The organism is Curtobacterium sp. SGAir0471, from assembly GCF_005490985.1.
GTDB lineage: Bacteria > Actinomycetota > Actinomycetes > Actinomycetales > Microbacteriaceae > Curtobacterium.
On sequence record NZ_CP027869.1, the window covers coordinates 1832683 to 1858101 of the forward strand.

Genomic DNA, 25419 nt, shown 5'->3' on the forward strand with positions numbered 1-25419 from the left:
GCCTCACGACGCCGACTCCCCCGAAGCCGAGCCGGGCGCCGGCTGCGCCGACGACCGCTTCGACCCACGCGCGTGGCCCCGTCCGGCGCGGCGCCGTGGCGCAGGCTCCGCCATCCGACGCAGGACGGCGTCCGCAGCCGCCCCGGGGGTCTCGTAGTGCACCAGGTGCCCCACCCCGGGCACCACGACGAGCTCGGCGTCGCGGAGCCGCTCTGCCAGCGCCCGTTGCTCGGGCACCGCCGTGATGTCGTCGTGCTCTGCCGCGACGAGCAGGACGGGGACGTCGATGCGGTCCGCGTACTCCGAGACGTCGTGCGTGACCGAGGTCCGGAACGCCTCGAGCACGCTCGTGCGGTCCGCGAACGCCGAGAAGTACCGGTCGTGCTGGTCGTGCACCCAGCGCCGCAGGTCGCGGTCACGGGCCTTCAGCATCGCCAGGCTCATCGCTCGGACGATCGCCCCGTTGCGGAGCAGTCCGAGCCCGAGCGCGCGCGGCAGCAGGGCGGCGGCGCGGTAGTACCCGATCGCGATGCCGGTGCCGATCGCACGCGGCCCCTGCAGCGCGGGCGCGGCGATCGGGTTCACGAGCACGAGCAGCCGCGTCTCGAGCCCGGCGGCGACGGCGGCCGCCGTCACGATCGACCCGAACGAGTGTCCGAGCACGACCGTGTCGGGGTCGAGGCCGAGCGCGCGGTGGAACCCGGTGAGCCAGGTGACGTACGAGTCGATGTCGGACACCGGCAGCGGGTCGGAGATCCCGAACCCGGGCAGGTCGGGGACGACCACCCGCTTGCCGAGCAGGTGCGCCGCGATCGTCTCGAGGCCGTGGTGGTCACCACGGAAGCCGTGCACGGCGAGGACGGTCTCGGTCGCGTCGGCGGGGCCGTACTCCCAGTAGTGCGTGGTGCGGCCGTCGACGGTCAGGGCCCGGTGCACGACGGGCGTCGCGGCGACGAGCGACTGGTACGGGGAGATCACGGGGGGTTGCATCGCGGCCAGTCTACGAAGCGGGGCCCGACGGGGACGCGCCCCGCGCCCGGCTGTGGACGACGGCGGGCGTCCGGGACGCTGTGGAGGGGCACCGCGCCTCCCGGCCGACCTGCCGGAGGACCTTCGGGACGTGTCGTCGACCACCCTGCCGACCCGCCGTCCGGCCGCGCGGCGCGGTCGTGGTCCCGACCCGCGGACAGCAGCAGGAGCACGCGCCTACTGTGGCCGGAGTCGGGCCACGTCGCCGGCCCGCCGACGACGAGGAGCACGCTTGACCTTCACGGCCCCGATCCAGCTGCCCGGCCTGACCCTGGACCCGCAGTGGTACAAGCGCTCGGTCTTCTACGAGTGCATGATCCGCTCGTTCGTCGACTCGAACGGCGACGGCATCGGGGACATCCAGGGCGTCATCGGCAAGCTCGACTACCTGCAGTGGCTCGGCGTCGACGCGATCTGGCTGCCGCCGTTCTTCCAGTCGCCGATGCGCGACGGCGGGTACGACATCTCCGACTACAAGGCGATCCTGCCGGAGTTCGGGACCCTCGACGACTTCCGCGAACTCGTCACGAAGTCGCACGAGCGGAACATGCGCATCGTCATCGACATGGTGATCAACCACACGTCCGACCAGCACGAGTGGTTCCAGCAGTCCCGCGAGGACCCGGACGGCCCCTACGGCGACTTCTACGTCTGGCGCGACACCGACGAGCACTACGAGAACATCCGCATCATCTTCGTGGACACCGAGGAGTCGAACTGGACCTTCGACCCGGTCCGTCGGCAGTTCTTCTTCCACCGGTTCTTCTCGCACCAGCCCGACCTGAACTTCGAGAACCCGGCCGTCGTCGAGGCCGTCTACGACGTCGTCCGCCACTGGCTCGACCTGGGCGTCGACGGACTGCGGCTCGACGCGATCCCCTACCTGTTCGAGTCCGAGGAGGGCAACGGCGAGGGCGAGCCGGAGACGCACGAGTTCATCAAGAAGCTCCGCGCGATGGTCGACGACGAGTACCCCGGTCGGGTCCTGCTCGCCGAGGCGAACCAGTGGCCCCGCGAGACGGCGGCGTTCTTCGGCACCGACGAGGAGCCCGAGTGCCACATGGCGTTCGACTTCCCGGTGATGCCGCGCATCTTCTACTCGCTCCGCGCCCAGCACGCCGCCGAGCTCAAGGCGATCCTGTCCGAGACGCTCGACGTGCCCGAGAAGGCGGCGTGGGGCGTGTTCCTCCGCAACCACGACGAGCTGACGCTCGAGATGGTCAGCGAGGAGTACCGCCAGGCCATGTACGGCTGGTACGGCTACGACCCGCGGATGCGGTCGAACATCGGCATCCGCCGCCGCCTCGCACCCCTGCTCGACAACTCCCGCGCCGAGCTCGAGCTCATCCACGCGCTGCTCTTCTCGCTGCCCGGGTCGCCGTTCCTGTACTACGGCGACGAGATCGGCATGGGCGACAACATCTGGCTGCCGGACCGTGACTCCTCGCGCACGCCGATGCAGTGGACGCCGGACCGCAACGCGGGCTTCTCGACCGCCGACCCGGGCAAGCTCTACCTGCCCGTCGTGCAGTCGCTCGTGTACAACTACGCGCAGGTCAACGTCGAGGCGCAGCTCGCGCAGTCCCGCTCGCTGCTGCACTGGGTCCGCAACGTGATCCACGTCCGCAAGGCCCACCCGGTGTTCGGCATGGGTTCCCTGCACGTGCAGGACACCAGCAACGAATCCGTGCTCGCGTTCGTCCGCTCGTGGGAGGGCTCCGGACAGCAGTTCGGGCCGTCCGCCGAGGACGTCCTCTGCGTGTTCTCCTTCGCCACGAACCCGACGTCGGTGACGATCTCGGCACCGGAGTTCGCCGATCGGCCGCTCTACGACCTGTTCGGTGGCGGGTCGTTCCCGTCCTTCGACGAGGAGGGCACCGTGACGCTGACGATGGGCACGCAGTCGTTCTACTGGCTGCACGTGGGCGCGCCGGTCGGCGTCTAGGCACGGTCGCCGCATCGGTCCCCCGCGCGGTCACCGGCTCCGGCCGGTGGCCGCGTCGTCGTGTCGGCCGGTGACCGCGTCGACGTGTCCGCCGGTGACCGCGTCGACGTGTCGGCCTGGAGGCGCGGCGCACCCCCGGCAGGCGGGTCGCGTGGAGCGTGTCGGTACGTCCCGTTAGCCTCGTCGCGTGACGTACTCCGCAACAGCGCTCGACACGCCCGCACCCGCCGCCACGGCGGTGCAGGACCTCAGCGGTCGCCCCTGGTGGCACGCCCTCGGCGTGTTCGACCTCGAGACGACCGGCGTCGACGTCGAGACCGCCCGCATCGTCACCGCCCACGTCGGCCTGATCGACATGACCGGTCGCTCCATCGTCGAGGGCGCCTGGGTGGCCGACCCGGGCATAGCCATCCCCGAGGGCGCGGCGGCCGTGCACGGCTACACCACCGAGCGCGCGCAGGCCGAGGGGCGTCCCGCCGGCGAGGTCGTCGCCGAGATCGTCGCCGCGGTCGAGGCCGTCTTCGCCCGCGGCATCCCGCTCGTGATCTACAACGCACCGTACGACCTGACGGTGCTCGATCGCGAGGCCCGTCGGCACGGCATCGCCTCCCCCGTGATCGGCAACGTCGTCGACCCGCTGGTGATCGACAAGGCGCTCGACACCTACCGGAAGGGCAAGCGCACGCTCGAGGCGGCGTCGGAGCTGTACGGCGTCACGCTGTCGGACGCGCACGACGCCGGCGCGGACGCCATCGCTGCCGGGCGTGTCGCGCAGGCGATCGCGGCGAAGTACCCGGAGGAGCTCGGAGTCTCAGCCGAGGAACTCCACCGCAAGCAGGTCGGTTGGTGCGCCGAGCAGGCGACCTCGTTCCAGGACTACATGCGGAAGAAGCGCGACCCGTCCTTCACCGCCGACGGACGCTGGCCGCACCGCAACGGTTCGTAGCGCCTGAACGCTTCCCTTCGTAGCGCTCGCACGCTTCCCGCCGAGCTCCGCCGCGTGCTTCGCGCCGAGCGCGCTGCCCGCGGCCGCCGTCGCCCGTCGCCGTCGCGTCGCCCGTCGCCGCTGCCCGTCGCCGTCGCCCGTCGCCATCACGTCGCCGTCGCCGTCGCCGTCGCCCGTCGCCCGAGTCGAACCAGGTCGGCGCGCCGGTTCGACGTCGGAATCGTGGTTCGACGCGCGCGGTCCCGTCCTTTCGCGGCGGTCGCGCGCCGGCGCCGGCGCTGCGGCGCGGTCCGCGCGCACAGCCGAACGCACGTCGAGCCGCGTCATTGCGCGGCACGACGTGTTCGGTCTGGCTCGCGGGCACCACGCACCACGGGCGGAACCGCGCGCTGCACGGACGGAGGCGACCAGCCGGCACACGGTACCGCGTCCACTGGCGAGTGCAGTGGCGGACGCAGGATGAGCCTCCAGGCCGTTGTGCGCGCCGGGACGATCGCGGTCGGCACAACCGAACGCACCTCGAACCGCATCATCGCGTGGCGACACGTGCTCCGCGCACCCGCCGCCGCTGCGTCGCCCGCCTGCTGCTCCGACGTCGAACCAGGTTCCCGACATCGAACCACGCCGTGGCGCTGGTTCGATGTCGGAAACGGGGTTCGAACGCCGCCACGCCCCGCGACGCGCCACGCCTCGCGACGCCGCGGCCGCGCCGCGCAACGCAGAACGGGCGGCCCTCCCGCAGGAGGACCGCCCGTCCGAGCGCGAACGCGGACTTACTTGCTGAAGCCCTTGAAGCGCTGGTTGAACTTCTCGACGCGACCGGCCGAGTCGAGGATGCGCTGCTTGCCCGTGTAGAACGGGTGCGACGCGGACGAGATCTCGACGTCGATGACCGGGTAGGTCGCACCGTCGAGCTCGATGGTCTTGTCGCTGGTCGCGGTCGAACGCGTCAGGAACGTCTCACCGGAGGCCAGGTCGCGGAAGACGATGGCGTTGTACTCGGGGTGGGTGTCGGTCTTCATGGAGATTCCTCGGTTGGAGATGGTGGGAGATGCGCGGACGGCCGGTTCGAGCGGACTCGATCGGGACCCCCGCGCGGGAAGTCTGCGGCGTGCGCCAGCCGTCCACGTTACCAGACGACGGGCCGGATCGGGAGCGTCAGGCTGCGCGTGCCGTGTACCGACCGGCGTCCTTCGACACCGTCAGCTCGACGCCGAAGGCCTGGGAGAGCGTCGGGGCGGTGAGGACCTCGTCGATCGGACCGGCGGCCTGCACGGTGCCGTCAGCGAGCACCAGGGCGTGCGTGAAGCCCTCGGGGATCTCCTCGACGTGGTGGGTGACGATCACGATGGCCGGCGAGTCGCTGCTCTGGGCGTAGCCGCCGAGCGTGCGCACCAGGCTCTCGCGCGCACCGAGGTCGAGCGAGGCGGCCGGCTCGTCGAGGAACAGCACCTCGGGGTCGGTCATGACGGCACGGGCGATCTGCACGCGCTTCTGCTCGCCGTCGCTCAGCTCGCCGAAGGTGCGGTCGGTGAAGTCCCCGAGGCCCCACTCGTCGAGCACGCGCTGGGCACGGCGGACGTCGAGCTCCTCGTACTCCTCGTTCCAGCGCCCGGTCACCGAGTAGGCGGCGGTCAGCACGACGTCGACGACCTTCTCGGTCACCGGGATCCGGCGGGCGAGGGCGGTCGACGCGAAGCCGATGCGCGGGCGCAGCTCGAACAGGTCCGCACCGCCGAGCTCGGTCCCGAGCACCTCGACGCTGCCCGAGGTCGGGAACGTCTGGGCACCCGCCACCTGCAGCAGCGTGGTCTTGCCCGCGCCGTTGGCACCGAGCACCACCCAGCGTTCGTCGTCCTGCACCTCCCACGAGATCCCGTCGAGGATGGTGGCCCCGTTGCGGACCACGGAGACGTCTGACAAGCGCACGACCGAGGGCATGGCTCCAGCCTACGGCTTCCGGGCGAGCACCTCGTCGTAGACCTGCCGTGTGCGGTGCGCGATCGCGTCCCAGGTGAACTCGCTCTCGACGCGCAGGCGTCCGGCGCGTCCCATGAGCTTCGCGAGCCCCTCGTCGGCCAGGACCTCGTCGAGCGTGGCGGCGAGGTCTGCGACGAAGCGGTCCGGGTCGTTCGGCGTTCCCGTGCCGTCCTGCGCCTGGTCGATCGGGACGATGCGCCCGGTCAGGCCGTCGGCGACGACCTCCGGGATGCCGCCCGTGCGCGTCCCGACCACCGGGATCCCGCACGCCATCGCCTCGAGGTTCACGATGCCGAGCGGCTCGTAGATCGACGGGCACACGAAGACGGTGCCCGAGGACAGGACGTTGACGACCTCCTGGTGGGAGAGCATGCGGTCGATCCACACGACGCCGTCGCGCTCCTCTCGGAGGGACTCGACGAGCCCGGTGACCTCGGCCATGATCTCCGGGGTGTCCGGCGCGCCCGCGCACAGGACGATCTGCACGTCGGACGGCAGCGACGCGACCGCGCGGAGCAGGTACGGCAGGCCCTTCTGCCGGGTGATCCGGCCGACGAACACCACCGAGCGGCGCGACGGATCGATGCCGAGTGCGCGCACGGCGTCCTCGTCGACGGTCGGCTTCCACTCGTCGATGTCGATGCCGTTGTAGACGACGTGCACCTTCGCCGGGTCGATCGACGGGTACGAGCGCAGGATGTCGGCGCGCATGGCCTTGGAGACCGCGATCACGCCGTCGGCCTGCTCGAACGCCTCGCGCTCCATCCAGCTCGACAGGCGGTAGCCGCCACCGAGCTGCTCGGCCTTCCAGGGGCGCAGCGGCTCGAGGCTGTGCGCGGTGACCACGTGCGGGACGCCGTGGGTGAGCTGCGCGATGCGCCCGGCGGCGTTGGCGTACCAGGTGTGGGAGTGCACCAGGTCGGCGCCCTCGACGTCGGCGGCGATGCGGACGTCGGTGCCGAGCGCCTGCAGCGCGCCGTTCGCGTGCTCGAGGCCCTCGGGCGTGCGGTAGGCCCACACGCCCTCCTCGTCGCGGTACGCCCCGAAGGCACGCACGCGCACGTCCGTGTCCGTCCCCGACCGCAGCGCAGCCGTGAGCTCGGCCACGTGGACACCCGCTCCGCCGTAGACCTCCGGCGGATACTCCCTGGTCAGTAGATCGACTCGCACGGACTCAACGTAACGGGTTCCCTGTCCGGACGCCTACTGTGAACCACATGGCACCAAAGAAGGTATTCGGCATCGTCCTCGCCGGCGGCGAGGGCAAGCGGCTCATGCCGCTGACCGCCGACCGCGCGAAGCCCGCAGTCCCGTTCGGCGGCAACTTCCGCCTCATCGACTTCGCGCTCTCCAACCTGGTCAACTCCGGGTTGCAGAAGATCGTCGTCCTGACCCAGTACAAGTCGCACAGCCTCGACCGGCACGTGGCCGAGACCTGGCGCATGGAGGGACTCCTCGGGTCGTACGTCGCGTCGGTGCCGGCGCAGCAGCGACTCGGCAAGCGGTGGTTCGCCGGGTCCGCGGACGCGATCCTGCAGTCGCTCAACCTGCTCCGCGACGAGCGCCCGGACATCGTGGTGGTGGTCGGTGCCGACCACGTCTACCGCATGGACTTCCACCAGATGATCGAGGCCCACATCGCCTCCGGCCGCAGTGCCACGGTCGCGGCGATCCGGCAGCCGATCGCGCTCGCCGACCAGTTCGGCGTCATCCAGGTGGACCAGGACGACCCGACCAAGATCGACGCGTTCCTCGAGAAGCCGAAGGACGCTGTCGGCCTGGCCGACTCGCCCGGCGAGATCCTCGCGTCGATGGGCAACTACGTCTTCGACGCCGATGCCCTGGTGGACGCGGTGCTCCGTGACGGGCAGATCGAGACGAGCAACCACGACATGGGCGGCGACATCGTGCCGGACTTCGTGTCCCGCGGCGACGCCGGCGTGTACGACCTGCAGCGCAACGACGTCCCCGGCTCGAACGAACGCGACCGGTACTACTGGCGCGACGTGGGGACGATCGACTCGTTCTTCGACGCGCACATGGACCTCATCGCGCCGGTCCCGGTCTTCAACCTGTACAACCAGGACTGGCCGATCTTCAACCAGCAGACGAACCTGCCGCCGGCGAAGTTCGTGCGCGACGCGAACGGCAACACCGGCTCGACGGTCGACTCGATCGTGGCGCTCGGCTGCCTGCTCTCCGGCGCCCAGGTCGAGCGCAGCGTGATCGGCCCGTGGTGCGGGATCGACTCCGGCGCGAAGGTCCTCGACTCGATCGTGTTCGAACGTGCGTCCATCGGGGCCGGCTCCATCGTGAACCGCGCGATCCTCGACAAGGACGTGGTCATCGCGCCGGGCGCGCAGGTGGGCGTCGACCGCGAGGCGGACGAGGCCCGCGGCTTCACCGTCACGGATTCCGGCATCACGGTCGTCGGCAAGGGCGTGCGCGTCGAGGCGTGATGCGCTGACCACACCGGCCTGGAGGCGCGGCTGACGTCACAGACGTCGCCGCGCCTCCTGCTGTCGGTACCGTTGGTCCGTGCCACGTTTCCTCGTCGTCCTCGATGCCGACTCCACGTTGCTCGAGGACGAGGTCATCGAACTGCTCGCCGACCACGCCGGGACCCGGCCACAGGTGCAGGCGGTGACGGAGCGCGCCATGCGCGGCGAGATCGACTTCGCCGAGAGCCTCCGGGAGCGGGTCGCGACCCTGGCGGGCCTCCCGGCCGACGTCTGCACCCGCGCACAGCAGGCGGTCCGCGTGACGCGGGGTGCCGAGGAGCTGGTCCGCGGCGTGCACGCCGCCGGGGGCACCGTCGGCGTCGTCTCCGGCGGCTTCCACGAGGTCCTCGACCCGTTCGCCGCCCGACTCGGCCTCGACCACTGCCGGGCGAACCGGCTCGAGGTGGTCGACGGCGTGCTCACCGGACGCGTGCTCGGCGACGTCGTCGACGCGCACGCGAAGGCGGCGACGCTCCGCGAGTGGGCGGAGGCCGACGGCGTGGACGCCGCGCACACCGTGGCGGTCGGCGACGGCGCGAACGACCTCGAGATGATGCGCGTCGCGGCCCTCAGCGTGGCGTTCGACGCGAAGCCCCGCGTGCGGGAGCAGGCGGACGTTGCGGTCGTGGACCGCGACCTGTCCGCCGTGCTCGCGACGCTCGGCCTGCGCGGCTGACGAACGTGGTCGGCCGACGGCGGACGAGAGCGACCTCACGCGGTGGACGACACCTCACGGCCGCGGGTCGGCGTGAGGTGTCGCTGCGCGCGTGAGGTCGCTAGAGTCCCTCGGGCTAGTGCCCCATCCCGAGGCCGCCGTCGACCGGGATCACCGCACCGGACACGTACCCGGCGCCGTCGCTCGCCAGGAACAGCGTGGCGTCGGCGACGTCGTCGACCGTGCCGTAGCGCGCGGCCGGGATCTGCTTCTTGAACTCGGCCTGCAGTTCCTCGGGCAGCGCCGCGGTCATGTCGGTCTGGATGAACCCGGGCGCGACCACGTTCGCGGTGATGCCCCGGGACCCGAGCTCTCGGGTGATCGAGCGGGCCATGCCGACGAGGGCGGCCTTCGAGGAGGCGTAGTTCACCTGGCCGACCTGGCCGTAGGCGCCGACGACGCTCGACATGAGCACGATGCGGCCGAACTTCGCCTTCATCATCCCCTTCGTCGCGCGCTTGACCACCCGGAAGGTGCCGGTCAGGTTCGTGTCGATCACGGTCGTGAAGTCCTCCTCCGACATGCGGAGCAGGAGCTGGTCGTTCGTGATGCCGGCGTTCGCGACGAGGACCTCGATCGGTCCGAGCTCGGCCTCGACCTGCGTGAAGGCGGCGTCGACCGAGGCGGAGTCGGTGATGTCGGCGGCGACGGTGAGCGCTCCCTCGGGGCCGCCATGACCGCTGCGGGAGGTCACGGCGACGCGGTGTCCCTCGGCGACGAACCGCGCGGCGAGGGCGTGGCCGATGCCGCGGTTGCCGCCGGTGACGAGGACGGTACGGGGGGTGGTCATGATCGCTCCGTTCGAGTGTGGTGACGCGGCGTGCGCCGGTCCGACAGCGGGGCCGTCGGCCGCTGGACACGCCCGGACGAGCGTACCGGAGCCGTTCCCCGCAGCTGTCCCCCGCGCGGCGGGTCAACTGTCGGTGGTCCGGGCTTAGGCTTGACTCTGGCGAATGGAAGAACACCGTATGAAGTCGACGCAGCGCCGGTTCCACGCGACGCACACCCACTCCGGGTCCACGCAGAGCATCACGTCCCTGCCTGACTCCCCCGAGCTGGACCGGGCGCACCGCCTGTCCAAGTACGTCTGGCAGATGGCCGTGCGCGTCGTGTGCTTCATCGGCGCGGTCCTCATCTGGACGACCTGGCACACCTGGCTCGCGGTCATCCCGATCGTGCTCGCCGCGGTGATCCCGTGGGTCGCGGTCATCCTCGCGAACGCCGGCAGCAACGCCGAGAGCGACATCGTCACACCGGCCGGTGCCCTCGAGCTGTACGACGCCGTCGACCCCCGACTCCGCGAGCAGCAGGAGGACGCCAGGGCCGAGGCCTACCGCGCCGAGCAGGAACGCCTCCGCGAGCAGGCCCAGCATGCGCAGGAAGAGTGGCAGCGCAACGGCGACCGCTCCCGCGTCTGGTCCACGAAGTCCCGGACGCGTCGCTGATGGGCGCGACCTTCGACCTGTTCACGGAGCCCGGCTCCACCCCGGTCTGCTCCCGCGCGGGGTGCACGAACACCGCCGAGTGGCGGATCAACTGGCGGAACCCGCGCATCCACGCCGTCGACCGTGTGAAGATCTGGGCCGCGTGCGAGGAGCACTGCGACTTCCTCGCCGACTACCTTCGCTCCCGCTCGTTCCCGGTCCGCGTGACCGGGATGCACGAGGACGTCGACAGCCTCGACGACGTCCGTGCGCGTGAGGACGCCCCGAAGAACGACGTCGGGGTGCGCTCCACCGGCACCGGACGATGACGGACCAGTTCGACCCCACCGCCCGCTACGGCCGGAAGCACGCCGCGAAGCTGCAGCGCGAAACCGGACACCGTCCGGCGCAGACCACCGCGAGCACGGCCGGCCCCGACGACGATGCTGCGTCCGGCAGCGCTCGCGCGGCGGCGGACACGACCCCCGCCGCGGACGGCCCCACCGTCGGCTGGGCCTTCGTCCGGAGCCGACGCTGGCTCGGGTACTTCGCCATCGCGGTGGTGTTCGCGATCATCTGCGCGCTGTTCGGCATGTGGCAGTGGGACCGCCGCAACGAGGCGGTCCGACAGAACGAGCAGATCGCGCAGAACTACGACCACACCCCGGTGCCGCTCGACCAGGCGCTCCCCCGGGCCTCGTCGTGGGACGACGACCAGCAGTGGCTCCGCGTCGAGGTCACCGGCCGGTACGACGTCGACGACCAGCTCCTCGTCCGCAACCGCGTGCACAACGGGCAGCCCGGGTTCGAGGTCCTCACCCCGCTCGTGACCGCCGACGGTCGCGCGTTCGTCGTCGACCGGGGCTGGGTGCCGACCGGCAACCGGCAGGACGCGCCGGACAGTGTCCCCGCTCCCCCGAGCGGCGTGGTGACCGTGACGGCGCGCCTGCAGCAGAGCGAGCCGCGCATCCCGGGGCGCACCGATCCGTCGCACACCGACCAGGTGCAGTCCGTGACGCTCGCCGACGTCGCGGACAAGGTGGACACGCCGATCTGGACGGGTGCGTACGGCCAGCTCGCGTCCGAGTCGCCCGCGCCCGCCGAGTCCCGCCCCCTCGGCTGGGACCGGCCCTCCGCGGACACCGGCCTGCACCTCAGCTACTTCATCCAGTGGTTCCTCTTCGCCGCGGGCGGGTTCGGCTTCCTGGGCTACGTGATGGTGCAGGAGTACCGGAACCTCAACCAGGACGACCCCGAGGAGCGCGAGCGTGCCCTCGAGCGGCAGCGGCGGAAGGACGCCAAGCCGCGGTCCGACGACGAGGTCGAGGACGAACTGCTCAGCGCGCACCGCTGACGGATTGCGACCCCGTGACGGACGGGAGGCGCGGTGCCCAGCCGGCACCGCGCCTCCCGTCCGTCTGCGGGTCGCTACGCGAGCTCGACGAGCTCCGCGTAGTCCTTGTTCCAGTGGTCCTCGGTGCCGTCCGGCAGCAGCAGGACCCGCTCCGGGTTGAGCGCCTCGACCGCGCCTGCGTCGTGTGACACCAGGACGACCGCGCCCTCGTAGCCGGCGAGGGCACCGAGGATCTCCTCGCGCGACGCCGGGTCGAGGTTGTTCGTCGGCTCGTCGAGCAGCAGCACGTTCGCGCCGGACACCACGATCATCGCGAGCGACAGACGCGTCTTCTCGCCACCGGAGAGCACACCGGCCTTCTTGTAGCCGTCGTCGCCCGTGAACAGGAACGAGCCGAGCACGCGACGGGCCTCGGTCTCGGTGAGGTTCGGCGACGCCGACACCATGTTCTCGATCACGGTGCGGTTCACGTCGATGTTCTCGTGCTCCTGGGCGTAGTAGCCGATGCGCAGGCCGTGCCCGGGGAGGATCTCCCCCGTGTCCGGCTGGTCGGCGCCGGCGAGGATGCGGAGCAGGGTCGTCTTCCCGGCGCCGTTGAAGCCCAGGATGACCACGCGCGAGCCTCGGTCGATCGCCAGGTCGAGCCCGGCGAAGATCTCGAGCGAGCCGTAGGACTTCGACAGCCCCTCGGCCATGAGCGGCGTCCGGCCGCAGGCGGCGGGCGTCGGGAACCGCAGCTTGGCGACGCGGTCGACGGCGCGCTCGTCCTCGAGCCCCGCCAGGAGCTTCTCGGCGCGCGCGACCATCTGGTGGGCCGCAGCGGCCTTCGTGGCCTTCGCGCCGAAGCGGGCGGCCTGGTCCTTGAGCGTCGCGGCCTTCTTCTCGGCGTTCGCGCGCTCCTTGCGGCGGCGGTCCTCGTCGGCCGCGCGCTGCCGCTGGTACAGCTTCCACCCCATGTTGTAGACGTCGATGGTCTGACGGTTGGCGTCGAGGTAGAAGACGCGGTTGACGACCTCGTCGACGAGCTCGACGTCGTGCGAGATGACGATGACGCCGCCCGCGTAGGTCTTCAGGTGCTCACGCAGCCAGATGATCGAGTCGGCGTCGAGGTGGTTCGTCGGCTCGTCGAGGATCATCGTCTCGGCGTCCGAGAACAGGATGCGCGCGAGCTCGATGCGACGACGCTGACCGCCCGACAGCGTCTTGAGCGGCTGGTCGAGGATCCGGTCCGGCAGCTTGAGGTTCGACGCGATCGAGGCCGCCTCGGCCTCGGCCGCGTAGCCCCCGAGCGCGTTGAACTGGTCGTCGAGCCGGCTGTAGCGGCGCATCGCCTTCTCGGCGGTGTCCGGGTCCTCGCTCGCCATGTCGAGCGTCGCCTGCCGGATGCCTTCGACGAGCTCACCGAGGCCGCGGGCGTCGAGGATGCGCTTGCGGGCGGTGTCCTCCGGGTTGCCCGACCGCGGGTCCTGCGGCAGGTAGCCGATCTCGCCGGAGCGCTCGATCTTGCCGTCGGTCGGCTGCGACTCGCCGGCGAGGGCCTTCGTCATCGTGGTCTTGCCGGCGCCGTTGCGCCCGACGAGCCCGATCTTGTCACCCTTCTCGACGCGGAAGGACACGTGCTCCATGAGGAGGCGGGCGCCTACGCGGATCTCGAGGTCGTGCACGGCAAGCACAGGAGGACGTCCAATCAGTTGGTGATGTGCACAACGACGTGTGCGGGAGGTGCACCGCTACGCTGACGGGACCGATGGTCCGGAAGCGGACCAGCAGTCCATTCTAGGAGAATCCATGACGAACGCCACCGGGTTCGCTCGCCGCGCAGTCCTCGCCGACCGTCTTCGCACCTCGGGGCTCGCCACCGACGCCGCCCTGGTCGCCGGCGGCGCCCTGTTCACCGCCGCGATGGCGCAGCTCCAGGTCCCGATGTGGCCGGTCCCGATCACCGGGCAGACCCTGGCGGTCGTGCTCGTCGGTGCCACCCTCGGCGCCCGACGCGGCATGCTGTCGCTGCTCGTCTACGCCGTCGCTGGCCTCGCCGGTGCGCCGTTCTTCGCCGAGTTCTCCGGCGGCCTCGCGGCGCTGACCTCGCCGAGCTTCGGGTACGTGATCGGCTTCGTGCCCGCTGCCGGCCTGGTCGGCTGGCTCGCTCGCCGCAACTGGGACCGGAAGGTCGGCCGCGCGGCGATGGCGATGCTCCTCGCAAGCGCGATCCCGTTCGTCACGGGTCTGCCGTGGCTCGCGGTGGTGCTCGGCCAGCTCGGCGCGCCGAACGACCTGCAGTCGGTGCTCGCCGCCGGCCTGTACCCGTTCATCGTCGGCGGTGTCGCCAAGGCGCTCATCGCCGCAGGCGTCCTGCCCCTGGCGTGGAAGCTCACCGGTCGCCGCTGACGCCTCCGGACCACGACGGGCCCCGCACCTGCTGGTGCGGGGCCCGTCGTCGTTCCGGCGAGGTGGCCGTCGGGCGCCGAGGCCGTCCCCGGGTTCCGTTCTGGTCGCACGACATGCCGTCAGGCGCGAAGCCGAGCGGCACGTCCTGCGACCGAGACGGGCGTGAGCGGCAGGTTGCGTGACCGGAGCGGGGCGCTCCGCGCGCACCCTCACCGACGACGGACGGGAGGCGCGGGGCCAGCTGGCACCGCGCCTCCCGTCCGTCAGGTGGTCGCGCCCCTCGCAACGCTCCGCGTCGCCTCCGAGCGGGGCGCGCCCGTCCGTCTCTGTTGTCGCGCCTAGATCGAGAAGCCGAGCGCGCGCATCATCTCGCGCCCGTCGTCGGTGATCCGCTCTGGACCCCACGGCGGCATCCAGACCCAGTTGATGCGGAACGCGTCGACGATGCCGTCGAGGGCGTTCGCGGTGTCGCCCTCGATGACGTCGGTCAGCGGGCAGCCCGCGCTCGTCAGCGTCATGCTGATCACGAGCGCTTTCGCCTCGTCGTCCATCGCCAGGTCGTAGATCAGGCCGAGGTCGACGATGTTGACGCCGAGCTCCGGGTCCTGGACCTCCTTGAGGCCCTCGACGACCTCGTCGAACTTCTCCGGGGAGAGTGCGGTGATCATCAGTTGCCCGCCGCAGCTGCCTGGACGTAGCGGTCGTAGCCCTCGTTCTCGAGGCGCTCGGCGAGCTCCGGGCCGCCCTGCTCGGCGACCTTGCCCGCGACGAACACGTGCACGAAGTCCGGCTTGATGTAGCGGAGGATGCGGGTGTAGTGCGTGATGAGCAGCACACCGAGGCCGGTCGCTGCCTTGGCGCGGTTGACGCCCTCGGACACGATCTTCAGCGCGTCGACGTCGAGGCCGGAGTCGGTCTCGTCGAGCACGGCGAACTTCGGCTTGAGGAGCTCGAGCTGCATGATCTCGTGGCGCTTCTTCTCGCCGCCCGAGAAGCCCTCGTTCACGTTGCGCTCGGCGAAGGACGAGTCCATCTTGAGGTCGGCCATCGACTGGCGGAGGTCCTTGACCCAGCCGCGGAGTGCGGGTGCCTCACCGTCGATCGCGGTCTTCGCCGTGCGCAGGAAGTTCGACACCGTGACGCCGGGGATCTCGACGGGGTACTGCATGGCGAGGAACATGCCGGCGCGGGCGCGCTCGTCGACGCTCATCGACAGGACGTCCTCGCCGTCCAGGGTGATCGAGCCACCGGTGACGTTGTAGCGCGGGTGCCCGGCGATCGTGTAGGCCAGGGTCGACTTGCCGGAGCCGTTCGGCCCCATGATCGCGTGGATCTCGCCCTCGTTGATGGTGAGGTCGACACCCTTCAGGATCTCCTTGGTGCCCTGATCGGTGTCGATCGAGACCTGGAGGTCGCGGATTTCGAGAGTGGACATTGCGTTCCTTCGGTTGCAGCTGGTGTGCGGCGTCAGCCGCGGAGGAGAGTGGGGTCGCTCAGTCGACGGGGACGGTGTCGTGCACGTCGACGTAGACGTCGCCGTCACGGACCTCGACCCGGAAGACGGGCACCGGCTCGTACGCCGGGAAGTTCTGCGGCTTGCCGGTCGCCAGCGAGAACCGGGACCCGTGGGCCCAGCACTCGAGCGTGTCGCCCTCGACGAAGCCCTCGGCCAGGGAGATGTCCCCGTGCGTGCAGGTGTCGCCGATCGCGTGGACGGTGCCGGCGGAGTCCTTGACGATCGCCACGGCGGTGCCGTCGACGACGACCCGCATCGGGCTGTCGACGGCGATCTCGGACTCGGCGCAGACCTTCTCGGCCATCAGGCGTCCGCCTGCTCGGCCTCGGGCTCGGCAGCGGCGACCGCGGTGCGACCGTCGGCGAGCTCCTGCTCCACGGCGGCGATCAGACGCTCCTCGAGCTCGGGCGCGCCGATCTTCTGGATGACCTCGACCAGGAAGCCGAGGACGACGAGACGTCGGGCCTCTTCCTCGGGGATCCCACGGGCCTGCAGGTAGAACAGCTGCTCGTCGTCGAAGCGACCGGTCGCGCTGGCGTGCCCGGCACCCTCGATGTTGCCCGTCTCGATCTCGAGGTTCGGGATGCTGTCCGCGCGCGTGCCGTCGGTCAGGACGAGGTTGCGGTTCTGCTCGTACGAGTCGGTGCCGTCACCGGCGCGACCGATGAGCACGTCGCCGATCCAGACCGTGTGCGCGCCCTCGCCCTGCAGTGCGCCCTTGTAGTTGACGCGACCGCGGGTGTTCGGGGCGTCGTGGTTCACGTACACCTGCTGCTCGATGTACTGACCCGCGTCGGCGAAGTACACGCCGTACATCTCGGTGTCGGCGCCCTGCGCTCCGAGGTGCGTCGAGGGGTTCACCCGGACGACGTCGCCGCCGAGCGAGACCACGACGTGCTTGAGGAAGGCGTCGCGGCCGACCTCGGCGAACTGCGTCGACACGTGCACCGCGTCGTCGTCCCAGTCCTGCAGGCTGACGACCGTCAGTCGTGCGCCGTCGCGGACGACGATCTCGACGTTCTCGCTGAGGAGCGCCGACCCGCGGTTGTCGATCACGACGATGCCCTGCGCGTGCTGCTCGGCCGTGATGACCGTGTGCGCTGCGCGGGCGGACGTGCCGAAGTCCGACCGGGTGATCGAGATGGACTCGTGGGCGTCGGTCGCCTTGACCGTCACCTTGAGCACGGCGTCGCGCGCGGTCCAGGCCGCAGCCGCGGCGCGGTCCTCGGGCAGGCCGGCGGAGCCGACGACCGGGTCGTCGCTCCGGCCCCACTCGACGTCCGCGCCTTCGGTCTGGCGGGCCAGGAACCGGTAGGCGGAGCCGTCGAGGCCGCCGTCGAGCAGCGGCTGGAGCTTCGCGAGCGGTGCGAACTTCCAGTTGACCTCGCGGCCGGTGACCGGCGGGAAGGCGTCGAGGTCACCGGACTGCGGGCGCTCCGAGCGGGTCTGGACCGGGACCTTCGTGTCCCAGCCGCCGTCGGAGTGCGCCCGAGCGCCGTGCTGTTCCGAACCAGCGGTGCGCTCGGTCCCCTGCGCCGACGGGGTCTGCTGGCCCTGTGCGACGGCCGAGGGCTCGACCGGCTGGTCGATGCGGGGAGCGGGGGTCGCCCCGTCGGTCGGTGTCGGGTTGGTGCTGGTGTTCGACATCTAGCCGACGGATCCTTCCATGCTCATCTCGATGAGCTTGTTGAGTTCGAGCGCGTACTCCATCGGGAGCTCGCGGGCGATGGGCTCGATGAAGCCGCGGACGATCATGGCCATGGCCTCGTCCTCCGGCATGCCGCGCGACATGAGGTAGAACAGCTGCTCCTCGCTCACGCGGGAGACGGTGGCCTCGTGCCCGAGCTGCACGTCGTCGACGCGGATGTCGATCGCCGGGTAGGTGTCGCTGCGGCTCACCGTGTCGACGAGCAGCGCGTCGCAGCGCACCGTGTTCGCGGCGTGGTGCGCGGCCGGGTCGACGCGGACCTCGCCGCGGTAGCCGGCACGGCCGCCTCCGCGGGCGATCGACTTCGAGACGATGGACGACGTCGTGTACGGCGCCATGTGGATCATCTTCGCGCCGGCGTCCTGGTGCTGGCCCGGACCGGCGAAGGCCACGGACAGCGTCTCACCCTTGGCGTGCTCGCCGGCGAGGTAGATCGACGGGTACTTCATCGTGACCTTGGAGCCGATGTTGCCGTCGATCCACTCCATCGTCGCGCCCTCGTGCGCGATCGCACGCTTGGTGACGAGGTTGTAGACGTTGCTCGACCAGTTCTGGATCGTCGTGTAGCGCACGCGGGCGTTCTTCTTCACGATGATCTCGACCACGGCGGAGTGCAGCGAGTCCGACTTGTAGATCGGGGCCGTGCAGCCCTCGATGTAGTGGACGTAGGAGTCCTCGTCCGCGATGATCAGCGTCCGCTCGAACTGGCCCATGTTCTCGGTGTTGATCCGGAAGTAGGCCTGCAGCGGGATCTCGACGTGCACGCCCTTCGGGACGTAGACGAACGAGCCGCCGGACCACACGGCGGTGTTCAGCGCGGCGAACTTGTTGTCGCCGGCCGGGATGACGGAGCCGAAGTACTCCTCGAAGAACTCCGGGTGCTCGCGGAGCGCCGTGTCGGTGTCCATGAAGATGACGCCCTGCTGCTCCAGGTCCTCGCGGATCTGGTGGTAGACGACCTCGGACTCGTACTGGGCCGCCACGCCGGCGACGAGACGCTGGCGCTCGGCCTCGGGGATGCCGAGACGCTCGTAGGTGTTGCGGATGTCCTCGGGCAGCTCTTCCCAGGTCTGGGCCTGCTTCTCGGTGGACTTCACGAAGTACTTGATGTTGTCGAAGTCGATGTCCGACAGGTCGGCGCCCCACGACGGCATCGGCTTGCGGTCGAACAGCGTGAGCGCCTTGAGGCGGAGCTTGCGCATCCACTCGGGCTCGTCCTTCCGGGCGGAGATGTCGCTGACCACCTCGTCCGACAGACCACGGCGCGCAGACGCACCGGCCGTGTCGGAGTCGGACCAGCCGAACTCGTACTGGCCGAGCCCTTCGAGTTCTGGACGGTCGATGAGCACGTCGGACATGGTCTCCTCGTTTCCTTCTCGCGGCAGCGTCTTCCGGGACAACCCGTGACGTCCGGACGCCATTCCACCGCGGACCTCCGACAGGAGTCCCACGGCGTTGCTGCCTCGCAACGTCGATGGTCCCACGCAGTCGTCCGACCGATCGGCGATCTCGGCCCATTCGGAGCCGGCGCCTGCCTAGACTTGACTGCTGCTGAACCCTCGAATCCTACAGGTTCACCGCACGGAACAACAGGAAGGCACCACCCTCGTGACTCGCGTCGGACCCACCGTCGAGCAGGGCGTCCGCCCCGGCACCCGCGACCCGCGGTGGTGGTCGCTCCCCCGCGCGGTCGACCCCCGCGTGATCTGGCTCGCCTGGGCGTCCTTCGTGGTCGAGGTCGTGCTGATCGGCACCGGTGGCCTCGTCCGGCTCACCGCCTCCGGCCTGGGCTGCCCGACGTGGCCGAAGTGCACCGCCGAGTCGCTCGTGTCCACGCCCGAGATGGGCATCCACGGCGTGATCGAGTTCGGGAACCGTCTGCTCACCTTCGTGCTGGTGATCGTCGCGGTCGCGATGTTCCTGCTCGTGGTCCGGATGCGCCGCACGCGTCCCGAGCTCTTCTGGCTCGCCTTCGCCCAGGGCATCGCGATCCCGGTGCAGGCCGTGATCGGCGGTCTCAGCGTGCTCACGAACCTCAACCCCTTCGTCGTCGGCCTGCACTTCGTCGTCTCCACGACCCTCGTCGCGGTCACTGCAACACTGGTCTACCGCTCGATGAACGGCCCGCGCACCGCTGCCCGACTGGTCCCCGGCTGGTACACCGGCCTGGTCCGCGGCACGGTCGCCGCCGTGGTCGTCACCGTCCTGGTCGGCATCCTGACCACGGGCTCCGGCCCGCACGCGGGAGCGAGCGAGGCCGTCGACGGCGGCCGTCTGCACCGCACCGGCTTCGACCCGCAGCTCATGGAGCACCTGCACGCGATCCCGGCGTACGTGCTCTTCGCCCTGACCCTCGCGCTCGTCGTCGGAGCGGTCGTCCTGCGACTCTCGAGCCGCTGGGCCCTCGTCCTGCTCGTCGTCGAGTTCGTGCAGATCGCCGTCGGCCTGACCCAGGCACGCACCGGCCTGCCGGTCGGCCTGGTGGGGACGCACATGGTGCTCGCCGGACTCCTCGTCGGCGCCGTCACCGTCGTCGTGCTCTCCACGCGCGGCAGCGCCGGGCGCCAGGCCGTCCGGGAGCGCATCGCCGCCTGACCCGGCGCCGCCCCGCGCTCTTCTCCTCCGACATCCCGCGCGTCGCCTCCGTCTCGAGCGCCGACGCGCGGGATGTCGTCGTCCGGGCTGCTTGGGTACCGCGACCATGCGCGAGACGCCGGCGTCGCCGCGAGACGCCGTCGTCGGCGTGGGACGCCGTCGTCGGTGCGATGCGCCCCCGGATTCGGCGCCGTCTCACGCGGACGCGACCGTCTCGGACGCACGCCCCCGTCCCGCGCGGATGCGACCGGTCTGGCGCCGGCCCGGCCACGAGACGGACAGGAGGCTCGTCGCACGCCCGCCCCGCGCCTCCCGTCCGACACCGCTCGCGGTCCCGCGGCTGCCGCGACACCGTGGTCGTCGCACGACAGCGGATGCGTCACCTGAATCGGCGCCGCTCGCGGTCCTGCGGCTGCCGCGACACCTGCGTCGTCGTACGACAGCGGCCTCGTCGCCCGGGCCAGCACCCCGACACGGGCACCGATGCCGCCGAGACGGCCATGCGCCCCTCAACACGACAGCGCCGCCGGCGGACCGGCGGCGCTGTGGGATCGGGCGACGAGCCCGGACTAGATCGTGAAGGTGAAGACCTGCGGCAGCAGCGGGTCGATGCCCACGGCGATGAAGAGCAGCGTCAGGTACGTGATCGAGCTGTGGAAGACCCGCATCGGCTGGACCTGCTCCACGTGCTGGATCGCCCGCGAGTACAGCCGGTGCGACTCCACGACGAACCAGATGCCGCCAGCGAGCGCGACGACCGTGTACAGCGGCCCCATGTGCGCGACCGGGATGAGCAGCAGCGAGCAGACCAGCGTCGCCCAGGCGTAGAGCACGACCTGCAGCCCGACGACCGTGCGGCCGCGGACGACCGCGAGCATCGGCACGTCGGCGGCGTCGTAGTCGTCGCGGTACTTCATCGACAGCGGCCAGTAGTGCGGCGGCGTCCAGAGGAAGATCACCATGAAGAGGATGATCGGCGCCCAGGACAGCGACCCGGTGACGCCGGCCCAGCCGATGAGCACGGGCATGCAGCCGGCCGACCCGCCCCAGACGATGTTCTGCGGCGTGCGGCGCTTGAGCCAGAGCGTGTAGACGCACACGTAGATCAGGATCGCGACCACGCTGAGCGCGGCGGCGAGCCAGTTCACCAGGAAGCCGAGGACCGCGGTCGACAGCACCGCGAGGGTCCACGAGAACACAAGCGCTTCGCGGTCGGAGAGCTCACCGGTGACCAGGGGCCGCTGGCTCGTGCGCTTCATCAGCCGGTCGATGTCACGGTCGATGTAGCAGTTGAACGCCGACGCCGAACCCGCCGACATCGCACCACCGAGCATCGTCCAGAAGACGAGCCACAGGTCCGGGACCCCGCGCTCCGCCAGGAACATCGTCGGCGCCGTGGTGACGAGGAGCAGTTCCATGACCCGGGGCTTCGTCAGCGACACGTACGCCCGGACCTTGCGCGACAGCGTCGAGCGGGGTCGATCGGTGTCGGGCCGGGTCGCGGTGGCAGTCAACAGGGGAACCTCAGTCCGTTCGCGTCAGCTCGCACGCTCGGTGGGCGGCTCCGTCACCGTCGGGGCGTGCGTCGACCCGGAATGCACACGGGTCCCCGCCAGTTTAGGCCATCGAGGCGCCGCGAGGATGCCCCGCCTCGCCGACCGGGCCGAGTGCTCGACACGGCACCGTCGTCACCTGGACACCTTCTGAGAGCGTTGTCACTATGCTGGACACGCCCTCCCGCATCGTGTGCCCCGAAGACGTCGGTCGCGAAGAGCCGGTCGGCCGCCGCTCGACGGCGACACGACACACGGCCCCGGGACGGCGATCATGTCCGTGCGATGGCACGAGCCCTCGCACATGTCGCAACAACGAAGGGTCAACATCCAAGTGGCTGAATTCACCTGGGACGCCATCGACCGGAAGGCCGTCGACACCGCTCGCGTCCTCGCCGCCGACTCGGTCGAGGCCGCCGGCAACGGTCACCCCGGCACCGCGATGAGCCTCGCGCCGGTCGCCCACCTGCTCTTCCAGAAGGTGATGCGTCGCGACCCCAGCGACTCCACCTGGATCGGCCGCGACCGTTTCATCCTGTCCGCCGGACACGCCTCGATCCTGCAGTACGTGCAGTTCTACCTGCACGGCTACGGCCTCGAGCTCGAGGACCTGCAGCACCTGCGCAAGTGGGGCTCGAAGACCCCGGGTCACCCGGAGTACGGCCACACCGACGGCGTCGAGATCACCACCGGCCCGCTCGGCCAGGGCCTCGCCTCGGCCGTCGGCTTCGGCTACGCGCAGCGCTTCGAGCGCGGCCTGTTCGACCCGGAGACCGCCGACGGCGAGTCGCCCTTCGACCACTTCACCTACGTGATCGCCGGTGACGGCGACATGCAGGAGGGCGTCACCAACGAGGCCGCGAGCCTCGCCGGCCGCCAGCAGCTCGGTCGCCTGGTCGTCTTCTACGACTCGAACCAGATCTCGATCGAGGACGACACCGACATCGCGTTCTCCGAGGACGTCGCGGCCCGCTACGAGGCACTCGGCTGGCACGTCCAGCACGTCGACTGGAAGAAGACCGGCGAGTACTCCGAGGACGTCGAGGAGCTCTACCGCGCGGTCGAGGCGGCCAAGGCCGAGACGACCAAGCCGTCGCTCATCGTCCTCAAGACGATCATCGGGTGGCCGTCGCCGACCAAGCAGAACTCCGGCAAGATCCACGGCTCGGCGCTCGGCGCCGACGAGCTGAAGGGCCTCAAGGAGGTCCTCGGCTTCGATGCCGACAAGACCTTCCACGTCGACCCGGAGGTGCTCGAGTACACCCGCGGTGCGATCACCAAGGGCCAGGAGCAGCACGCCGAGTGGAACAAGACCTTCGACGCGTGGGCTGCGGCCAACCCGGAGAAGAAGGCGATGCTCGACCGCATCAACGCCGGTGAGCTCCCCGAGGGCCTCGAAGAGGCGCTGCCGGTGTTCTCCACCGAGAAGGCCGTCTCGACCCGCGCCGCGTCCGGCAAGGTCATCAACGCCATCGCGCCGCTCATGCCCGAGTTCTGGGGCGGTTCCGCCGACCTCGCCGAGTCGAACCTGACGACGATCGAGGGCGCCAAGTCCTTCGGTCCGGCCGAGGCCTCGACGAAGACCTGGTCGACCGACCCGTACGGCCGCGTGCTGCACTTCGGCATCCGCGAGCACGCGATGGGCTCGATCCTCTCCGGCATCGTGCTGCACGGGAACACCCGCCCCTTCGGCGGCACGTTCCTCATCTTCAGCGACTACATGCGTCCGGCGGTCCGTCTCGCCGCGCTCATGAAGGCGCCGGCGATCTACGTCTGGACCCACGACTCCATCGCCCTCGGCGAGGACGGCCCGACGCACCAGCCGATCGAGCAGCTCACCGCCCTCCGCGCGATCCCGGGTCTCGACGTCGTCCGTCCGGCCGACGCCAACGAGGTCTCGTACGCCTGGCTCGAGATGCTCAAGCACAAGGACCGCCCGGCCGGCATCGCGCTGAGCCGCCAGAACCTCCCGGTGTTCGAGCGTGGCGAGGGCGACGCCTCCGGCGACACGCTCGCGTCGGCGAAGAACGTCGGCAAGGGTGCGTACGTGCTGGCCGAGGCGCCGAACGGCACCCCGGACGTGATCCTCATCGCGACCGGTTCCGAGGTCCAGATCGCGGTCGACGCCCGCGAGCAGCTCAAGGGCGAGGGCATCAACGCCCGCGTCGTGAGCGCCCCGTCGCTCGAGTGGTTCTTCGAGCAGTCGGAGTCCTACCGCGAGCAGGTCCTGCCGAAGGCCGTGACCGCGCGCGTCTCGGTCGAGGCCGGCATCGCGATGAGCTGGCGCGACATCGTCGGCGACAAGGGCCGCAGCGTGTCGATCGAGCACTTCGGTGCGTCGGCCGACTACCAGCGCCTGTTCGCCGAGTTCGGCTTCACCACGGAGCACGTGGTCGCGGCCGCAAAGGAATCGATCGCAGCGTCCTGACCCACGAGGGGCCGGATCCGGTACGCCGGGTCCGGCCCCTCTGCCGGGAGGCACGCAGCGGGCCCGCCCCGCGCCTCCCGGCCCACAGACCACGACACCACGGCCCTGGTCGCCTCCGCGCACCGGGCCGGTCGACGAAAGAAGAAGAGAAACCATGGCTGAGAACACCCCCACCGCCGCCCTCTCCGAGGTCGGCGTCAGCATCTGGCTCGACGACCTGTCGCGCGAGCTACTCGAGACCGGCAAGCTCACCGAGCTCATCGAGCAGAAGAACGTCGTCGGCGTGACCACGAACCCGACCATCTTCGCGTCGGCCCTCGCCAAGGGCGAGCGCTACGACGCGCAGGTCAAGGAGCTCGCGGCGAAGGGCACCGACGTCACCGAGGCGATCTTCGAGATCACCACGCAGGACGTCGCGAACGCCTCCGACGTCTTCAAGCCGATCTACGACGAGACCAAGGGCTTCGACGGCCGTGTCTCGATCGAGGTCGAGCCGGGCCTGGCACACGACACGCAGAAGACCATCGAGCAGGCGAAGTTCCTGTTCGAGAAGGTCGGCCGCGAGAACGTCCTCATCAAGATCCCCGCGACCCTCGAGGGCCTCGAGGCCATCACCGAGGTCATCGGCGCCGGCATCTCCGTCAACGTCACGCTGATCTTCTCGCTCGAGCGCTACCGCGCCGTCATCGACGCCTACCTCGGTGGCCTCGAGAAGGCCAAGGCCGCCGGCCACGACCTCTCGAAGATCCACTCGGTCGCGTCGTTCTTCGTGTCGCGCGTCGACTCCGAGATCGACAAGCGCCTCGACGCCGTCGGCACCGACGAGGCGACGGCCCTCAAGTCGAAGGCCGGCATCGCCAACGCGCAGCTCGCGTACCAGGTCTGGACCGAGGCGTTCGCCACCGAGCGCGCCCTGGGCCTGCTCGAGTCGGGTGCCAACACGCAGCGTCCGCTCTGGGCGTCGACCGGTGTCAAGGACCCGTCGCTGCCCGACACGCTCTACGTGACCGAGCTCGCCGCGCCGAACACGGTCAACACCATGCCGGGCAAGACGCTCGACGCGACGTTCGACCACGGCGAGATCCACGGTGACGCGATCGCCGGCTCGTACGAGGCCGCGCAGCAGGTCATGGACCAGATCGCCGCGGCCGGTGTGGACTACGACGACGTCGTCGCGCTGCTCGAGAAGGAGGGCGTGGACAAGTTCAACGTCTCCTGGGGCGAGCTCGTCGACACGGTGAAGACCGCGCTCGAGAACAGCAAGTAGGCACCACAGGAGCCTGCGTCCCGGTGACGACACCACCGTCGTCGGGACGAAGGCACCCACGGTCAGGACC

At 70.4% G+C, this 25419-nt stretch carries 23 protein-coding genes; 11 read left to right on the forward strand and 12 right to left on the reverse strand.

The genetic code is table 11. The annotated features are described in order from the left end of the window. Positions 1–3 precede the first annotated feature (3 nt). Positions 4–990, reverse strand: a complete 987-nt coding sequence (locus C1N91_RS08520) for an alpha/beta fold hydrolase (protein WP_137767384.1) — start codon at positions 988–990, stop codon at positions 4–6. 271 nt (positions 991–1261) lie between these two features. Between C1N91_RS08520 and treS the strand changes: the two genes are divergently transcribed. Together treS and C1N91_RS08530 are read left to right on the forward strand one after the other, a co-directional pair. Continuing rightward, positions 1262–2974, forward strand: coding sequence for a maltose alpha-D-glucosyltransferase (gene treS, locus C1N91_RS08525; protein WP_137767385.1), 1713 nt, complete (start codon positions 1262–1264; stop codon positions 2972–2974). Between the two features lie 238 nt (positions 2975–3212). Further along, a complete protein-coding gene (locus tag C1N91_RS08530; RefSeq protein WP_137768741.1) occupies positions 3213–3920 on the forward strand; it encodes a 3'-5' exonuclease in 708 nt (235 codons plus the stop codon). A gap of 773 nt (positions 3921–4693) precedes the next feature. On the opposite strand, the gene C1N91_RS08535 is transcribed toward C1N91_RS08530, so the two are convergent. The 3 genes from C1N91_RS08535 to glgA all read right to left on the reverse strand — a co-directional run bounded on the left by C1N91_RS08535 (position 4694) and on the right by glgA (position 7070). Continuing rightward, positions 4694–4942 carry a type B 50S ribosomal protein L31 gene (locus tag C1N91_RS08535; protein ID WP_022905175.1) on the reverse strand — a complete coding sequence of 83 codons (249 nt, stop codon included), beginning with the start codon at positions 4940–4942 and terminating at the stop codon, positions 4694–4696. A 136-nt stretch (positions 4943–5078) separates the two neighbouring features. Further along, positions 5079–5861: an ABC transporter ATP-binding protein gene (locus C1N91_RS08540; RefSeq protein WP_058727815.1), complete on the reverse strand. Its 783-nt coding sequence runs from the start codon at positions 5859–5861 to the stop codon at positions 5079–5081. Positions 5862–5870: 9 nt separating this feature from the next. Continuing rightward, positions 5871–7070: a glycogen synthase gene (gene glgA / locus C1N91_RS08545; protein ID WP_137767386.1), complete on the reverse strand. Its 1200-nt coding sequence runs from the start codon at positions 7068–7070 to the stop codon at positions 5871–5873. A 47-nt stretch (positions 7071–7117) separates the two neighbouring features. On the opposite strand from glgA, the gene C1N91_RS08550 reads away from it, so the two are divergent. After that, positions 7118–8359, forward strand: a complete 1242-nt coding sequence (locus C1N91_RS08550; RefSeq protein ID WP_137767387.1) for a glucose-1-phosphate adenylyltransferase — start codon at positions 7118–7120, stop codon at positions 8357–8359. A gap of 79 nt (positions 8360–8438) precedes the next feature. Then, positions 8439–9077, forward strand: a complete 639-nt coding sequence (gene serB / locus C1N91_RS08555) for a phosphoserine phosphatase SerB (protein WP_137767388.1) — start codon at positions 8439–8441, stop codon at positions 9075–9077. 115 nt (positions 9078–9192) lie between these two features. On the opposite strand, the gene fabG is transcribed toward serB, so the two are convergent. After that, on the reverse strand, positions 9193–9906 hold the full coding sequence (gene fabG / locus C1N91_RS08560) for a 3-oxoacyl-ACP reductase FabG (protein ID WP_137767389.1): 714 nt from the start codon (positions 9904–9906) through the stop codon (positions 9193–9195). A 163-nt stretch (positions 9907–10069) separates the two neighbouring features. Between fabG and C1N91_RS08565 the strand changes: the two genes are divergently transcribed. From C1N91_RS08565 to C1N91_RS08575, 3 genes are read left to right on the forward strand one after another with little or no spacing between them, the layout of a single operon-like run. Further along, positions 10070–10561, forward strand: a complete 492-nt coding sequence (locus C1N91_RS08565; RefSeq protein ID WP_137767390.1) for a DUF3099 domain-containing protein — start codon at positions 10070–10072, stop codon at positions 10559–10561. After that, the gene (locus tag C1N91_RS08570) at positions 10561–10869 is read left to right on the forward strand and encodes a hypothetical protein (RefSeq protein ID WP_374109361.1); all 309 of its coding nucleotides are present in this window, start codon (positions 10561–10563) and stop codon (positions 10867–10869) included. The genes C1N91_RS08565 and C1N91_RS08570 overlap by 1 nt, the downstream gene beginning before the upstream one ends. Then, a complete protein-coding gene (locus tag C1N91_RS08575) occupies positions 10866–11894 on the forward strand; it encodes an SURF1 family cytochrome oxidase biogenesis protein (protein ID WP_137767391.1) in 1029 nt (342 codons plus the stop codon). The genes C1N91_RS08570 and C1N91_RS08575 overlap by 4 nt, the downstream gene beginning before the upstream one ends. Positions 11895–11968: 74 nt before the next feature. Here the strand turns inward: C1N91_RS08575 and C1N91_RS08580 are convergent, their stop codons facing one another. Further along, a complete protein-coding gene (locus tag C1N91_RS08580; protein ID WP_058727809.1) occupies positions 11969–13567 on the reverse strand; it encodes an ABC-F family ATP-binding cassette domain-containing protein in 1599 nt (532 codons plus the stop codon). A 115-nt stretch (positions 13568–13682) separates the two neighbouring features. On the opposite strand from C1N91_RS08580, the gene C1N91_RS08585 reads away from it, so the two are divergent. Next, entirely contained in the window at positions 13683–14282 is a 600-nt protein-coding gene (locus C1N91_RS08585; protein WP_137767392.1) for a biotin transporter BioY, read from the forward strand. 338 nt (positions 14283–14620) lie between these two features. Here C1N91_RS08585 and C1N91_RS08590 read toward each other — a convergent pair whose 3' ends face one another. From C1N91_RS08590 to sufB, 5 genes are read right to left on the reverse strand one after another with little or no spacing between them, the layout of a single operon-like run. Continuing rightward, positions 14621–14950 carry a metal-sulfur cluster assembly factor gene (locus tag C1N91_RS08590; RefSeq protein ID WP_137767393.1) on the reverse strand — a complete coding sequence of 110 codons (330 nt, stop codon included), beginning with the start codon at positions 14948–14950 and terminating at the stop codon, positions 14621–14623. Continuing rightward, entirely contained in the window at positions 14950–15717 is a 768-nt protein-coding gene (gene sufC / locus C1N91_RS08595; protein WP_058727807.1) for a Fe-S cluster assembly ATPase SufC, read from the reverse strand. Before sufC ends, C1N91_RS08590 begins: the two co-directional genes overlap by 1 nt. Positions 15718–15775: 58 nt before the next feature. After that, positions 15776–16102, reverse strand: a complete 327-nt coding sequence (locus C1N91_RS08600) for a non-heme iron oxygenase ferredoxin subunit (protein ID WP_374109362.1) — start codon at positions 16100–16102, stop codon at positions 15776–15778. Next, positions 16102–17445 carry a Fe-S cluster assembly protein SufD gene (gene sufD, locus C1N91_RS08605; protein ID WP_175415966.1) on the reverse strand — a complete coding sequence of 448 codons (1344 nt, stop codon included), beginning with the start codon at positions 17443–17445 and terminating at the stop codon, positions 16102–16104. The genes C1N91_RS08600 and sufD overlap by 1 nt, the downstream gene beginning before the upstream one ends. Then, positions 17446–18864 (reverse strand): Fe-S cluster assembly protein SufB, encoded by a 1419-nt coding sequence (sufB, locus tag C1N91_RS08610; protein WP_058727805.1) that lies wholly within the window; start codon positions 18862–18864, stop codon positions 17446–17448. It abuts the gene before it with no gap. A gap of 250 nt (positions 18865–19114) precedes the next feature. Between sufB and C1N91_RS08615 the strand changes: the two genes are divergently transcribed. Beyond that, on the forward strand, positions 19115–20101 hold the full coding sequence (locus tag C1N91_RS08615) for a COX15/CtaA family protein (protein ID WP_137767394.1): 987 nt from the start codon (positions 19115–19117) through the stop codon (positions 20099–20101). 569 nt (positions 20102–20670) lie between these two features. On the opposite strand, the gene C1N91_RS08620 is transcribed toward C1N91_RS08615, so the two are convergent. Beyond that, a complete protein-coding gene (locus C1N91_RS08620; RefSeq protein ID WP_137767395.1) occupies positions 20671–21615 on the reverse strand; it encodes a heme o synthase in 945 nt (314 codons plus the stop codon). A gap of 373 nt (positions 21616–21988) precedes the next feature. Between C1N91_RS08620 and tkt the strand changes: the two genes are divergently transcribed. Both tkt and tal read left to right on the forward strand, forming a co-directional pair. Then, entirely contained in the window at positions 21989–24082 is a 2094-nt protein-coding gene (gene tkt / locus C1N91_RS08625) for a transketolase (RefSeq protein WP_137767396.1), read from the forward strand. Between the two features lie 154 nt (positions 24083–24236). Further along, a complete protein-coding gene (tal, locus tag C1N91_RS08630; protein ID WP_137767397.1) occupies positions 24237–25349 on the forward strand; it encodes a transaldolase in 1113 nt (370 codons plus the stop codon). Positions 25350–25419 lie beyond the last annotated feature (70 nt).